At 75.3% G+C, this 12867-nt stretch carries 12 protein-coding genes and 1 riboswitch; of the genes, 5 read left to right on the top strand and 7 right to left on the bottom strand.

Annotated elements, in window-relative coordinates; all coding sequences use genetic code 11:
- Positions 1-78: 78 nt before the first annotated feature.
- A complete protein-coding gene (locus tag KIN34_RS09015; protein ID WP_214349471.1) occupies positions 79-1296 on the bottom strand; it encodes an NADP-dependent isocitrate dehydrogenase in 1218 nt (405 codons plus the stop codon).
- A 211-nt stretch (positions 1297-1507) separates the two neighbouring features.
- On the opposite strand from KIN34_RS09015, the gene KIN34_RS09010 reads away from it, so the two are divergent.
- Positions 1508-2572, top strand: coding sequence for an MIP family channel protein (locus KIN34_RS09010; protein ID WP_214349469.1), 1065 nt, complete (start codon positions 1508-1510; stop codon positions 2570-2572).
- A 90-nt stretch (positions 2573-2662) separates the two neighbouring features.
- On the opposite strand, the gene KIN34_RS09005 is transcribed toward KIN34_RS09010, so the two are convergent.
- Positions 2663-3052, bottom strand: a complete 390-nt coding sequence (locus KIN34_RS09005) for a DUF3017 domain-containing protein (protein ID WP_214349467.1) — start codon at positions 3050-3052, stop codon at positions 2663-2665.
- Positions 3053-3091: 39 nt separating this feature from the next.
- On the opposite strand from KIN34_RS09005, the gene KIN34_RS09000 reads away from it, so the two are divergent.
- Positions 3092-4333, top strand: a complete 1242-nt coding sequence (locus KIN34_RS09000; protein WP_214349464.1) for an NAD(P)/FAD-dependent oxidoreductase — start codon at positions 3092-3094, stop codon at positions 4331-4333.
- 71 nt (positions 4334-4404) lie between these two features.
- Here the strand turns inward: KIN34_RS09000 and purH are convergent, their stop codons facing one another.
- Both purH and KIN34_RS08990 read right to left on the bottom strand, forming a co-directional pair.
- Positions 4405-6063 (bottom strand): bifunctional phosphoribosylaminoimidazolecarboxamide formyltransferase/IMP cyclohydrolase, encoded by a 1659-nt coding sequence (gene purH, locus KIN34_RS08995; RefSeq protein WP_372449535.1) that lies wholly within the window; start codon positions 6061-6063, stop codon positions 4405-4407.
- Between the two features lie 31 nt (positions 6064-6094).
- A riboswitch (ZMP/ZTP riboswitch) is annotated at positions 6095-6182 on the bottom strand.
- Positions 6183-6185: 3 nt separating this feature from the next.
- The gene (locus KIN34_RS08990) at positions 6186-6938 is read right to left on the bottom strand and encodes a TetR/AcrR family transcriptional regulator (RefSeq protein ID WP_214349461.1); all 753 of its coding nucleotides are present in this window, start codon (positions 6936-6938) and stop codon (positions 6186-6188) included.
- Positions 6939-7063: 125 nt separating this feature from the next.
- Between KIN34_RS08990 and KIN34_RS08985 the strand changes: the two genes are divergently transcribed.
- Complete coding sequence (locus KIN34_RS08985; RefSeq protein ID WP_214349458.1) at positions 7064-8029, top strand: NAD-dependent epimerase/dehydratase family protein; 966 nt, start codon at positions 7064-7066, stop codon at positions 8027-8029.
- A gap of 69 nt (positions 8030-8098) precedes the next feature.
- A complete protein-coding gene (locus KIN34_RS08980) occupies positions 8099-8560 on the top strand; it encodes a hypothetical protein (RefSeq protein ID WP_214349454.1) in 462 nt (153 codons plus the stop codon).
- 181 nt (positions 8561-8741) lie between these two features.
- Here KIN34_RS08980 and KIN34_RS08975 read toward each other — a convergent pair whose 3' ends face one another.
- The 3 genes from KIN34_RS08975 to sucC are packed head-to-tail and all read right to left on the bottom strand — an operon-like array spanning position 8742 to position 12159.
- Positions 8742-10007: a cell division protein PerM gene (locus KIN34_RS08975; protein ID WP_307858155.1), complete on the bottom strand. Its 1266-nt coding sequence runs from the start codon at positions 10005-10007 to the stop codon at positions 8742-8744.
- A gap of 59 nt (positions 10008-10066) precedes the next feature.
- Positions 10067-10951, bottom strand: coding sequence for a succinate--CoA ligase subunit alpha (gene sucD / locus KIN34_RS08970; RefSeq protein WP_214349447.1), 885 nt, complete (start codon positions 10949-10951; stop codon positions 10067-10069).
- Positions 10952-10983: 32 nt separating this feature from the next.
- Positions 10984-12159, bottom strand: coding sequence for an ADP-forming succinate--CoA ligase subunit beta (sucC, locus tag KIN34_RS08965; protein WP_214349444.1), 1176 nt, complete (start codon positions 12157-12159; stop codon positions 10984-10986).
- 349 nt (positions 12160-12508) lie between these two features.
- Here sucC and KIN34_RS08960 point away from each other — a divergent pair, with 349 nt between their 5' ends.
- Positions 12509-12811, top strand: a complete 303-nt coding sequence (locus KIN34_RS08960) for a type VII secretion target (RefSeq protein ID WP_214349441.1) — start codon at positions 12509-12511, stop codon at positions 12809-12811.
- The last annotated feature ends 56 nt before the right edge of the window (positions 12812-12867 follow it).

Below are 12867 nucleotides of genomic sequence, written 5' to 3'. Positions count from 1 at the left end.
GTCGGGAGACCGGTCCCGACGACGAGACGCCGCCGCCCCGGCAGGGCGACGGCGTCTCGTGGTGACGCGGGGTGCGGCTCAGGCGAGGCGCGCCGCGAGGTTCTCGTCGAGCGCGGCCAGGAACTCCTCCGTGGTGAGCCACGGCTGGTCCGGGCCGACCAGGAGCGCGAGGTCCTTGGTCATCTTGCCGCTCTCGACGGTCGTGATGACGACGTCCTCGAGCGTCTCGGCGAACTGCGTGACCTCGGGCGTGCCGTCCAGCTTGCCGCGGTGCTTGAGGCCGCCGGTCCACGCGAAGATCGACGCGATCGGGTTGGTCGACGTCGGCTTGCCCGCCTGGTGCTGACGGTAGTGGCGCGTGACCGTGCCGTGCGCCGCCTCGGCCTCGACCGTCTTGCCGTCCGGGGTCATGAGGACGGACGTCATGAGGCCCAGCGACCCGAAGCCCTGCGCGACCGTGTCGGACTGCACGTCGCCGTCGTAGTTCTTGCAGGCCCAGACGTAGCCGCCCTCCCACTTCATCGCCGCGGCGACCATGTCGTCGATCAGGCGGTGCTCGTAGGTCAGGCCGGCGGCGTCGAACTCCGCCTTGAACTCGGCGTCGAACACCTCCTGGAAGATGTCCTTGAAGGCGCCGTCGTAGGCCTTGAGGATCGTGTTCTTCGTCGAGAGGTACACGGGGTAGCCGCGCTGCAGGCCGTACGCGAACGAGGCGCGCGCGAAGTCGCGGATCGACTCGTTGAAGTTGTACATGCCCATCGCCACGCCGCCCGCCTCCGGGTAGGTGACGACCTGCTGCTGGATGGGCTCGGAGCCGTCCGCGGGCGTGAACGTGAGCGTCAGCGTGCCGGCGCCGGCGACCTTGAAGTTGGTCGCTTTGTACTGGTCGCCGTGGGCGTGACGCCCGATGATGATCGGCTTGTTCCAGCCCGGGACCAGGCGCGGGATGTTCGAGATGATGATCGGCTCACGGAAGACGACGCCGCCGAGGATGTTGCGGATCGTGCCGTTGGGCGAGACCCACATCTTCTTCAGGCCGAACTCCTCGACGCGCGCCTCGTCGGGCGTGATCGTCGCGCACTTGACGCCGACGCCGTGCTCGCGGATGGCGTGCGCCGCGTCGATCGTGACCTGGTCGTCCGTCGCGTCGCGGTTCTCGATCGACAGGTCGTAGTAGCGCAGGTCCACGTCGAGGTAGGGGTGGATGAGGCGGTCCTTGATGAACTGCCAGATGATGCGCGTCATCTCGTCGCCGTCGAGCTCGACGACCGGGCCGACGACCTTGATCTTCGCCATGCGGGGTCTCCTTGATGGGTTCTGGGCCTCCCCAAGATTACTCGACGTCGAGAGATCTCCCCGCTCGGGCGGGGCGCCGCGACCACGACGGGCGCGATCCGCACGGAAACGGGCAGATCAGACCTCGAGATGCCGGCCCGCAACGGCCGCCACGCACGGCATCTGCTGGCATGCTGGCACGCGAACCACCCGACCCAACGACAGGATCGCCATGTCCCAGGACCCCACCCCCGGCGCCGCCGAGCCGCAGGAGCCCGTCGCGTCCACGCCGGCCGCCGAGAGCGTCGCCCCGGCACCGGCCGCTGAGCCCGTCGCCCCGGCACCGGCTCCCGCGCCCGCGGCGGCCGCCGCGCCCGCCGCGCCGCCCTCGGCTCCCGCGCCGGCACCGCAGCCCGAGCCCGCGCTCGACGCGTACGTCGTCCCCGCCGGCACCGTCGTCGTGGACGGGCCCAGCCTCGTCGGCCGCCTCGGCGCCGAGCTGTTCGGCACCTTCTTCCTCGTCCTCGCGGGCCTCGGGGTCGCGCTCTACGCCGGTCTCGGCGCGATCGGCGGTGGCAGCGGCCTGGCCGTCGCCCTCGCGTTCGGCATCGCCGTGATCGGTGGCGCCGCCGCCGTCGGCCACATCTCCGGCGGGCACTTCAACCCGGCGGTCACGCTGGGTGCCGCGATCGCCGGCCGCACCTCCTGGCGCGACGTGCTCCCCTACTGGCTGGTCCAGCTGGTCGGTGGCGCGCTCGGCGCGGCGGTGGTCTTCATCGCGGTGCCGTCCGCGCTCCCCGCCCTCGTGGTGCAGGAGGACCCGAGCGTGCGCTCGTTCTTCAGCGGGCTGGCGAACGGCTACGGCGAGCACTCGCCGCTCAGCACCGCGTCGACCAACCAGGCGGAGTTCTCGCTGTTCGCCGCGATCCTCGTCGAGCTCGTCGTCACGGCCGTGTTCGTGGGCGTCATCCTGGGCGTCACGGACCGGCGCGCGGACTCCAAGATCGCCCCGATCGTCATCGGCCTGACCCTGACCGCGCTCATCCTGGTCGCCATGCCGGTCACGAACGCGTCGCTCAACCCGGCCCGCTCGCTCGCCGCCGCGATCTTCGCCGAGTCGTGGGCGTGGAAGCAGCTGTGGGTCTTCTTCGTCGGCCCGCTGCTCGGTGCCGCGCTCGCCGGCATCGTCTACCGCGCGTTCGCCGCGGAGCCTCCGGAGCAGGACAACCTGCTCGAGGAGGACGACGTCTACGTCACGCAGGAGGACGTCGTCGTCGTCGAGGAGCGCACCGCCTGAGACGCGCCGCCTGAGGGCGCACAGCCTGACGACCGCAGGAGGCCCGGGACGACCCGGGCCTCCTGCGCGTCTGCCGGGCGCCGCGGGCGCTCAGACGCCGACGGACGGCAGCAGCGCCGCCAGCACCGCGAGCAGCGCCGCGAGGAAGCCGAGCACCGCGACGTCGATCGTCTTGGAGCGCACGGACAGCGCGACCGGCCCGGGCGAGGGCCGCACGCCCCGCACCACCGCGCAGGCCGCGAGGACGCCGGCGAGCGTGAACGCCCCGGCGTCGGTGCCGACGACGAGCGCGACCGCGCACGCGAGCACGACGCCCGTCGCGGTCCACCACAACGACGCGTTGCGGGACGCCTGGAGCGACGCGCGCGCGATCGCCCGCGGGTCGAGCGGCTGCTGCGCCGCGTCGAGCTCGCCATCAGGCGCGTCGTCCTGCGCCACCGCGTCGTCGCCGACGGGCTCGCGCACACTCTTCTCGACCATCGATCCCGTCCTCCCGACGGCTGAGACTACCGTTGCCCGGTGAGCCCCACGCCTCCCCCACGTCCGAGCCCGCACCCCCGTTCGGTCCTGGTCGTGGGCGCGGGCCTGGCCGCGACGCAGACCGTGGGCGCCCTGCGCGGCGCCGGCTTCGCCGGCCACGTCCGGGTGCTGGGCGCCGAGGGCGTGCCGCCCTACGACCGTCCGCCGCTGTCCAAGCACCTCCTCGACCGGTCGACTCCCGCGTGGCTGGCGCAGGAGGTCGGGGTGGACCTGGCGGAGCTCGCCGACCACGTGGACCTCGCGTCGCCCGCGACCGGTCTCACCGTGACCGCGGACGGCGTCCGGGTCCGGACCGAGCGCGACGAGCACCACGCGGACGTGCTCGTCGTCGCCAGCGGCGCCCACGCGGCCCGACCCTCCGCCTGGTCCGACGCGGAGGTGCTGCACACCGCGGCCGACGCGGCGCGGCTGCGCGAGCGCCTGCGCCCGGGTGACCGGCTCGTCGTCGTGGGCGCGGGCTGGGTGGGCGCGGAGGTCGCGGGCGTCGCCGCGCGCGCGGGCGTGCACGTCGAGGTCGTCGAGGCGGGGGCGGCGCCGCTCGCGGGCGCCCTCGGCGAGCGCGTGGGCGCCCTGACGGTCGCCTGGTACGACGAGCACGGCATCCGCTTGCGCACCGGCGCCACCGTGGCGGCCGTGCGCCCCGACGGGGTCACGCTCGGCGACGGCAGCACGCTGCGCGCGGACGTCGTGCTCGCGGCGGTCGGCGCGCGGCCCGCGACCGGGTGGGTCGGCGACGCGCTGCCGCGCGAGCCCGACGGCGCGCTGCGGGTCGACGAGGGCTTCGCCGTCCTCGGCGCCCCCCGGCACGTGCGCGCGGTCGGCGACGTGACGCTGCGCCGCTCCGCGCGGCACGGGTGGGTGCCCGGCGGCCACTGGGACGGCGCGCTGCGCGACCCGGCCACCCTCGTCGACGACCTGCTCGTGCCCGGCTCGGGCGCCCTGCCGGACCGGGCGCCCTACGTGTTCTCCACCCAGCTCGGCCGCGACCTCACCCTGTTCGGCCAGCCGGCGCGGGACGACGACGTCGTGCTGCGCGGCGACCCCGCGGCGGGCGGCTGGACCGCGGTCTGGTACCGCCCGGGCGCGGACACCGTCACGGGCGTGCTGACCGTCGACCGGCCGCGGGACGTCGGCGCCGCCCGGAGGCTGTTCACCGGGCCGGCGCTGCCCACCCTGGCGCGCGCCGTCGTCGCCGACCCGGACCGGCCGCTGCGGGTCTGACGCGTCGAGGCCCCCGCGCGCTCGTCGAGCGCGGGGGCCTTGACGTCCGTGCTGGGGCTCCCGCCCGGCCCTCAGTGCGCGAAGTGACGCGTGCCGGTCAGGTAGAGCGTGACGCCGGCGGCGGCCGCGGCCGCGACGACCTCCTCGTCGCGCACCGACCCGCCCGGCTGGACCACGGCGCGCACACCGGCGTCGAGCAGCACCTGGAGGCCGTCGGCGAACGGGAAGAACGCGTCCGAGGCCGCGACCGCGCCGCGGGCGCGCTCGGCGCCGCCGGTGTTCGCGCGCTCGACCGCGAGACGGCAGGAGTCGACGCGGTTCACCTGGCCCATGCCGACGCCGACCGACGCGCCGTCGGCCGCGAGCAGGATCGCGTTCGACTTCACCGCGCGCACCGCGCGCCACGCGAACGCCAGGTCGCGCAGCGTCGCGTCGTCGGCTGCCTCGCCGGTCGCCAGCGTCCACGTGGTCGGGTCGTCACCAGGGGCGTCCACGCGGTCGACCAGCTGGACCAGGAGGCCACCGGAGATCGGCCGCGACTCCACGGTCGCCGCCGGCGGGGCGTCGACGACGAGCAGGCGGACGTTCTTCTTCTGCGTCAGCAGCGCGAGCGCGTCCTCGTCGAACCCGGGCGCCACGACCACCTCGGTGAACACCGGCGCGATCTGCTGCGCCGCCGCGAGCGTCACGCGGCGGTTGGTGGCGATGACGCCGCCGTACGCGGAGACCGGGTCGCACGCGTGGGCCCGGGCGTGCGCGTCGGCGACGTCCGCGCCCACGGCGATGCCGCAGGGGTTCGCGTGCTTGATGATCGCGACGGTCGGGACGTCGCCGTGGTCGTGCGCCGCACGCCACGCCGCGTCCGCGTCGACGTAGTTGTTGTAGCTCATGGCCTTGCCGTGCAGCTGCGTCGCCCCCGCGAGGCCCTGGCCCGCAGCGCCCTGCTCGGACAGGTACAGCGCGGCCGCCTGGTGCGGGTTCTCGCCGTACCGCAGCACGTCGCCGCGGGTCCACTGCGCCCCGACGACGGCCCCGAAGCCGGAGCCGGTCGCGGTCTCGTCGGGCGCGTACGCCTGGGCGAACCAGCCGGCCACGGCGGTGTCGTAGGCGGCCGTGTGCGCGAACGCCTGCGCCGCGAGCGCTCGGCGCTGCGCGAGCGTGAACCCACCGCCGGCGACCGCGGCGGTCACGTCGAGGTACCGCGCCGGGTCGACGACGACCGCGACGCTCGGGTGGTTCTTGGCCGCGGCGCGCACCATCGACGGCCCGCCGATGTCGATCTGCTCGACGCACTCGTCGGGCCCCGCGCCGGACGCGACCGTGGCGGTGAACGGGTACAGGTTCACGACGACGAGCTCGAACGGCGCCACGCCCAGCTCGTCGAGCTGCGCGACGTGCTCGGGGCGGCGCGTGTCCGCGAGGATCCCCGCGTGCACCCGCGGGTGCAGGGTCTTGACGCGCCCGTCGAGGCACTCGGGGAACCCGGTGAGCTCCTCGACCTTGGTGACCGGGACGCCCGCGCCCGCGATGGTCGCCGCGGTCGAGCCGGTCGACACCAGCCCCACGCCGGCCGCGTGCAGCGCGGTGGCGAGCTCGACGAGGCCGGTCTTGTCGTACACCGAGACCAGCGCGCGGCGCACGGGCCGACGGGTCTGCGGCGACGCCGGGTCGGACGCAGTGGCGGACGGGGCGGTGCTGTCGGACGGGGCGGTGCTGGGGACGGCGCTCACGGCACACTCCTGGGTCGGCATCGAGGTGGGACCCAGGCACCCAGGCGGGCGGTGCGCTGCAGGGACGTTCAGCCGCTCCCCGGTGGTCGGTCCCACCTTCGCCAGTCACGGCCTCGCCCATCTTAGCCGTCCAGCGCCACCGGGAGCCCGACGCCTGCCGCGACGCTCGCGAGCGTGAGGTCGAAGGCGCGCGCCCGGTCGGTCACCACGCCGGCCAGGTGGCCGAAGAGCTCGGCCGCCACGGCGCCGACGAGCGACTCGAACATGGTCAGTGACCGGACGACGAGCGCCGCGAGCTCCGCGTCGTCCAGCGCGCCGGAGCCGTCCCCGAGCCCCGCCGCCATCGCCAGGACGCCGGGCTCGACGAGGCCCGCCGACCGGGCGTCGGGCGGCGCCGACGTGATCTCGCCGGCCGCGTGGGCGTGCACCAGCACGCTGCCGATCGCCGCCCAGGTCCGGCTCGCGTGCGCGACGGTGTCCTGCGGCGCGACGTAGCCCGGCACGGGCGTGCCGTAGACCAGCGCGTAGGAGTGCCGGTTCCCCACCGCCCAGGCACGGAACGCCCGGCCGATCGCCACCCACCGCTCGCCGGACGACCGCCCCGCTGCGGCCGCGTCCGCGAGCGCGCGCTCGCACGCCTCCCCGACCTCGTCGTACGCCTCGACGACGAGCAGCGTCAGCAGCGCGTCCCGGGAAGCGACGTAGCGGTAGATCGCGGAGGACGCGACCCCGAGGTCGCGGGCCACGGCGCGCAGCGAGAGCTGGGCCGCGCCCTCGTCGGCGATGCGCGCCCGCGCCGCCGCGAGCAGGTCCGCCTCGAAGGCGGCGCGGGCGCGAGCGCGGGGGGTGGACGGGGCGTCGTGCGTGCTCGGCATGGTCCGATCATCGCCGATGAGAGCACCGATCACCTCGGCGAACACTGCTCTTGACACGGCGGGCGTCCACGGAGAGCATTGCTCACATTCGAGAGCACTGCTCACACAACAGCCGGGAGCACACCATGAACCGCCACGTCGTCATCGGCAAGGGTCCCGTCGGGACGTCGCTCGCCCGCCTGCTGGGCGAGGCGGGCCACGAGGTCGTCGTCGTGTCGCGCACCGGGGCGTCGGGCGGCACCCGCCCCGCGCAGCGCGGTCCGTTCACGCACGTCGCCGCCGACGCCGCCGACCCCGCCGCGCTCGCCGCGGTGGTGCACGGCGCCGCGGCGCTGTACCAGTGCGCCAACCCCCGCTACGACCGCTGGCCGGCGCTGTGGCCCGCCCTGCACGGCGCCGCGATGGAGGCCGCGAGCGCCGCCGGCGCCGTCCTGGTCGTCGCCGGGAACCTCTACGGGTACGGCGAGGGCAGCGGCGTGATGCGCGAGGACACCCCGCTCCTCACCGAGGAGAGCAAGGGCCGCGTCCGCGCGACGATGTGGCAGCAGGCCGTCGAGCGCGGCCGGGCGGACGGCCTGCGCGTGGTCGAGGTCCGGGCGTCGGACTACCTCGGCCCGTACGCGACGGGCGACGCCCACGCGGGGGCGCGCCTGCTCGAGCCGGTGCTGCGCGGCGGCGTGCTGCGCCCCGTCGGCGACCCGGACCAGCCGCACTCCTGGACCTACCTGCCGGACTACGTCGCCGCCCTCGCGGCGGCCGCGGTGACGCCCGCGGCGTGGGGGCGGCCCGTGCTCGCCCCGACGGGGGCACCGCTGACCTACCGTCAGCTCGCCGAGCGCCTCGCGGCGCGCGCGGGCCGACCGGTGCCGCGCATCGCCCCCGTGCCGCGGCCCGTGCTCGGGCTGGCCGGCCTCGTGATCGGCCAGCTGCGTGAGGTCAACCGGATGCGCTACCAGTTCGACGCGCCCTTCGTCGTCGACTCCAGCGCGTCCGAGCGCCTGCTCGGGCTGACCCCCACCCCCTGGGACCGGGTGGTCGACGAGACCGTCGCCTGGTGGAGCGAGCGCGCCGCCACGTCGGCGCCCGCCTGAGCGTCCACGCCCGGACGCGAAGACGGGCCGGGGCGGCGGGGCACGGCCGGTCTGGGCGAGAATGTGCGGGTGAGCAACCCGTACGCGCCGCCGGACGACCCGCCGACGCGCCGGCCCGACGAGCCGGCGCCGCCGGTCTCGCGCGCCCCGGGTGCCGACCACGGTGCCGTCCCCGAGGACGCGCACGGTGCCACCGCCCCCGGCGACGCGGGGCGTGACGTCCACGGCGTCGTCCCCGGTGCGACCTGGGGCATGCCGCCCGGCCAGGCGCCCGTCGCCGCACCCGGTCCGCACCCGCCGGAGCCCGACGCCGCCGAGGTCGCACGGGCGGGCCGGCTGGGCCGGACGTTCGCGGCGCTGCTCCTGGCCGCCGTGCTGACCGGCACCTTCCCCGTGCCGTGGCAGGCCGCCGGCCTGGCGTACGCCACTCGTCGAGGTCCTGCTCGAACTGCGCCTCGCACGCCTGGCGGGCGGAGATCGTCAGCGCGCCCGCGAGGCAGCGCTGCCGGTCGAGCTGCGCCGGCCACATGAGCGTCATGCCGAGCGAGACCACGAGCCACATGGCGCACACCGCGAGGCCCGCGCCCAGCATCCCGGTGAGCGTGCCGCGCTGACGGGCGCGCACCGCCACGACGAGCGCCCGCACGCCGACGACGAGCGCGAGGACGCCGAACGCGCCTCGAGGACCGCACGCGTCCCTGAGGACGGGGGCTCAGGCGCGCCCGCGGTGCGCCAGCGACCGCAGACGCGTCGCCACGGCGCGCCGCAGCACCGCGTCGGCGGGCGCGGCGACGAGGAGCGCGCCCAGCAGGACCTCGCCCGCGACGACCGCTCCGACGAGCAGGGCCGACGCACCCGTGGTGGCCATGCGGCCCGGGCCGATCGCGCCGCTGGCGAGGTGCACGACGAGGGCCACCGCGACGCCCGAGGTCGCCGCGGCGACCACGCACGCGACGCTCACGGTCCAGGCCCGGCGCGCGGGGTCCCGTCGCGTCGCGCGGTGCAGCCACCAGCCCGCGAGCGCGCCCGCGGCGACGACGACGAGCGGGGCGAACGCCGCCGGGCCACCGGTCACGTCCGCGCCGGGGAGCGCACCGAGGAGCGGGACCGCGGGGAGCGTTCCGCCGGTCATCGCGTCGGGGGCGAAGTGCGTCCCGGCACCGACCGCGAAGCCCGGCCCCGCGAGCCAGCTCACGGCCCACACCACGAGCACCGGCAGGAAGGCCAGCTGCGCCACCGCGAGCACGGCGCCGCCCAGCACGTCGAGCGCCAGTCCGTCGGCGATCGCCTGCACGGTGCCGCGGCCCAGGTACGCCCAGCCCGCGACCAGGAGGGCGGCGACGCCGACCACGGACGCGCACGCGACCGTCGCGGCACCCAGTCCGGTCACCACCGCGGGCGGCAGGCGCCGCAGCGCGGGCGCGAGCACCACGCGCAGCCGCGGGGACCCCGGCCGCGCCACGAGCCCGAGCCCGAGACCGGTGGCCGCGACGAGCGCCCCGCCGACGAGCCCGCGCAGGACACCGGCCACGCCGGTCCCGACGAGGAGCGCGAGGACCGCGACGACGAGCGCGTACGTGACGACGCCGGCGACGTAGGTGGCGCGCGCGAGCGCGCCCGAGCGGCGCGCGGAGGCCCAGCAGCCGAACACCGCGAGGAGCGTGACGCCGAGCGGGACGACGGTCACGGTCACCGTGCCGACGGTGGGCGGGACGCCGTGCCCCGCGACCCAGAGCGCGGTGGCGACGACGACCGAGCGGAACCACTCGACCCCCTCGTTCGCGGGGTCCGCCGACGTCGCGACGTACGCGGCGACGGCGGGCAGCACGACGACGAGCAGCGAGAGCAGCGCGCCCTGCAGGGCCATGAGCGCACCCGTGACCCAGCGCGGCGACCCGTCGAGCGCGCTGACGAAGAACGCCGACGAGGCGCGCGCTCGGGGCGGCGCCTCGTCGGCGTTCGTGGTCAGCAGGTTCACCGGGCCATGGTCACCGGTGCCCGGTGCCGAGCGGCGCACGCCGCGCGGCGAGTCGGGCATCAGGCGCGGGTGAGCAGCTCCCGGGCGAGGGCTGCGGTCTCGGACGGCGTCTTGCCGACCTTGACGCCCGCGGCCTCGAGAGCCTCCTTCTTGGCCTGCGCGGTGCCCGACGAGCCCGACACGATGGCGCCCGCGTGGCCCATCGTCTTGCCCTCGGGCGCGGTGAAGCCCGCGACGTAGCCGACGACCGGCTTGGTCACGTTCTCCCGGATGAACGCGGCCGCGCGCTCCTCGGCGTCGCCGCCGATCTCGCCGATCATCACGATGATGTCGGTGTCGGGGTCCGCCTCGAAGGCCGCGAGCGCGTCGATGTGCGTGGTGCCGATGATCGGGTCGCCGCCGATGCCGACCGCCGACGAGAAGCCCAGGTCCCGCAGCTCGTACATCATCTGGTAGGTCAGCGTGCCGGACTTGGACACCAGGCCGATGCGGCCGGGGCCGGTGATGTCGGCGGGGATGATGCCGACGTTCGACTTCCCGGGGCTGATCAGGCCGGGGCAGTTCGGGCCGATCAGCCGCACGCCCTTCTCCTGCGCGTACGCGAAGAACTCGGCCGTGTCCGCGACCGGCACGCCCTCGGTGATGATGACCACGAGCGGGATGCCCGCGTCGACGGCCTCGACGACCGCGGCCTTGGTGAAGGCCGGCGGCACGAAGATCACGGAGACGTCGGCACCGGTGGCCGCCATCGCCTCGGCGACGGAGCCGAAGACCGGCACCTGCACGTCGCCGGGGAAGTCGACCGTCGTGCCGGCCTTGCGCGGGTTCACGCCGCCGACGACGGTCGTGCCGGACGCGAGCATGCGCGTCGTGTGCTTGGTGCCCTCCGAGCCGGTCATGCCCTGGACGATGACCTTGGAGGCCTCGGTGAGGAAGATCGCCATGTCAGTTCTGCTCTTCTCTGCGTCTCGGGGGCTCAGTCGTTGGCCAGCTCGGCGGCCTTGTCGGCCCCGCCGTCCATGGTGTCGGCGAGCGTGACGAGCGGGTGGTTCGCCTCCGCGAGGATGCGGCGGCCCTCGAGCACGTTGTTGCCGTCCAGCCGCACGACGAGCGGCTTGCTCGCCTCGTCGCCCAGCATGCCGAGCGCCGCGACGATGCCGTTCGCCACCGCGTCGCACGCGGTGATGCCGCCGAAGACGTTGACGAAGACCGACTTGACCTGCGGGTCCGTGAGGATGATGTCGAGACCCGCGGCCATGACCTCGGCCGAGGCGCCGCCGCCGATGTCGAGGAAGTTGGCGGGCTTGACGCCGCCGTGCTTCTCCCCCGCGTACGCGACGACGTCGAGCGTGCTCATGACGAGCCCCGCGCCGTTGCCGATGATGCCGACCTCGCCGTCGAGCTTGACGTAGTTGAGGTCCTTCTCCTTGGCGCGCGCCTCGAGCGGGTCGGCCGCGGCCGCGTCCTCGAGCTCCGCGTGGTCCGCGTGCCGGAAGTCGGCGTTGGCGTCGAGGGTGACCTTGCCGTCGAGCGCGACGACCTCGCCCTCCTCGGTCAGCACCAGCGGGTTGACCTCGACGAGCGTCGCGTCCTCGTCGCGGTAGACGAGCCACAGCTTCTGCAGCACGTCGGCCACCTGGCCCGCGATGCCCGCGTCGAAGCCGGCGGCCGCGACGATCTCGTCGGCCTTCGCCTGGTCGATGCCCACCCGCGGGTCCACCGCGACCTTGGCGAGCGCGTCCGGGCGCTCGACGGCGAGCTGCTCGATCTCCATGCCGCCCTCGACCGAGCACATCGCGAGGTAGCGGCGCTCGGCGCGGTCCAGCAGGAGCGAGAAGTAGAACTCGCTGGCGATCCGGGCGCCGGCCGCGATCATCACGCGGTGCACGGTGTGCCCCTTGATGTCCATGCCGAGGATCTCGCCGGCCTTCTCCGCCGCCTCGTCCACCGAGCGCGCGAGCTTGACGCCGCCGGCCTTGCCGCGGCCGCCCGTCTTCACCTGCGCCTTCACGACGACGACGCCGGGCTGGTCGCCCAGCAGCGTCTGCGCGGCCGTGCGCGCCTCGTCCGGCGTGGTGGCGACGATGCCGCCGAGCACCGGTACGCCGTGCTTCTCGAAGATGTCCCGTGCCTGGTACTCGAACAGGTCCACTGTGGTCCAGTTCCTCTCGTCGACCGCGCGTCGGCGGCCTCGGTGCGGCCGTGTGCGCCGTCACCGATGCTAGCCGCCGTCCCGACATTTCTTGACATCGAGAGATGTGGCGTGCGCGACGCCGGCCCCCGCTCCGGGGCGCCGCTCCACAGATCTCTCCGGTGCCGCTCGGCGCCCTCACGGGCGTCGTTAGCGTGCCTGCGGACGGGCAGCCAGGGCGCCCGCCGACGGCAGACGAGGTCGAGGGAACGGGGGCAGCCATGCCGAGGGACGGGGAGATGCCGGCGGGCGAGGCGGTGCCGGTGCGCGGCGGGCGCAGCACGACCGCAGCGACGACCGGAGCGCGGCCGTGAGCGGCGAGCTCGAGGTGGTCGTCGACGCGCTGCGGCAGGAGGCGACGACGTGGGACGAGCAGGCACAGCGGCTGGACGCGATCACGAGCGCGGCGGCGGCGCTCGGCATGACCGGCCTGCAGGCGGGCGTGTTCGCGCTCATGGCGGGCACGACGCGCGACGCGGCACACCGGGTGGGGGCGCGGTGCGCGGAGGGACGCGACGTCATGGGCGAGGTCGCCGACGCGCTGCGGACGAGCGCCACCGCGTACGAGCAGCGCGACGCGGCCGTGGCCGACCACGTGGCCGGCACGTACTGACCCTCGACGTCAGGACGCTCGGCGCCCGACGCCCGCGGCTTGACGCCCCGCACACC

Source organism: Cellulomonas fulva (genome assembly GCF_018531375.1).
GTDB lineage: Bacteria > Actinomycetota > Actinomycetes > Actinomycetales > Cellulomonadaceae > Cellulomonas > Cellulomonas fulva.
This window is presented reverse-complemented; position numbering and strand designations above follow the sequence as displayed.

What these genes read in the sequence shown, in the direction of transcription:
- KIN34_RS08985 (WP_214349458.1), top strand. Translation starts at nt 7,064, where the DNA reads ATGAACCGCCACGTCGTCATCGGCAAGGGTCCCGTCGGGACGTCGCTC.
- KIN34_RS09010 (WP_214349469.1), top strand. Translation starts at nt 1,508, where the DNA reads ATGTCCCAGGACCCCACCCCCGGCGCCGCCGAGCCGCAGGAGCCCGTC.
- sucD (WP_214349447.1), bottom strand. Translation starts at nt 10,951, where the DNA reads ATGGCGATCTTCCTCACCGAGGCCTCCAAGGTCATCGTCCAGGGCATG.
- KIN34_RS09015 (WP_214349471.1), bottom strand. Translation starts at nt 1,296, where the DNA reads ATGGCGAAGATCAAGGTCGTCGGCCCGGTCGTCGAGCTCGACGGCGAC.
- KIN34_RS08990 (WP_214349461.1), bottom strand. Translation starts at nt 6,938, where the DNA reads ATGCCGAGCACGCACGACGCCCCGTCCACCCCCCGCGCTCGCGCCCGC.
- KIN34_RS09005 (WP_214349467.1), bottom strand. Translation starts at nt 3,052, where the DNA reads ATGGTCGAGAAGAGTGTGCGCGAGCCCGTCGGCGACGACGCGGTGGCG.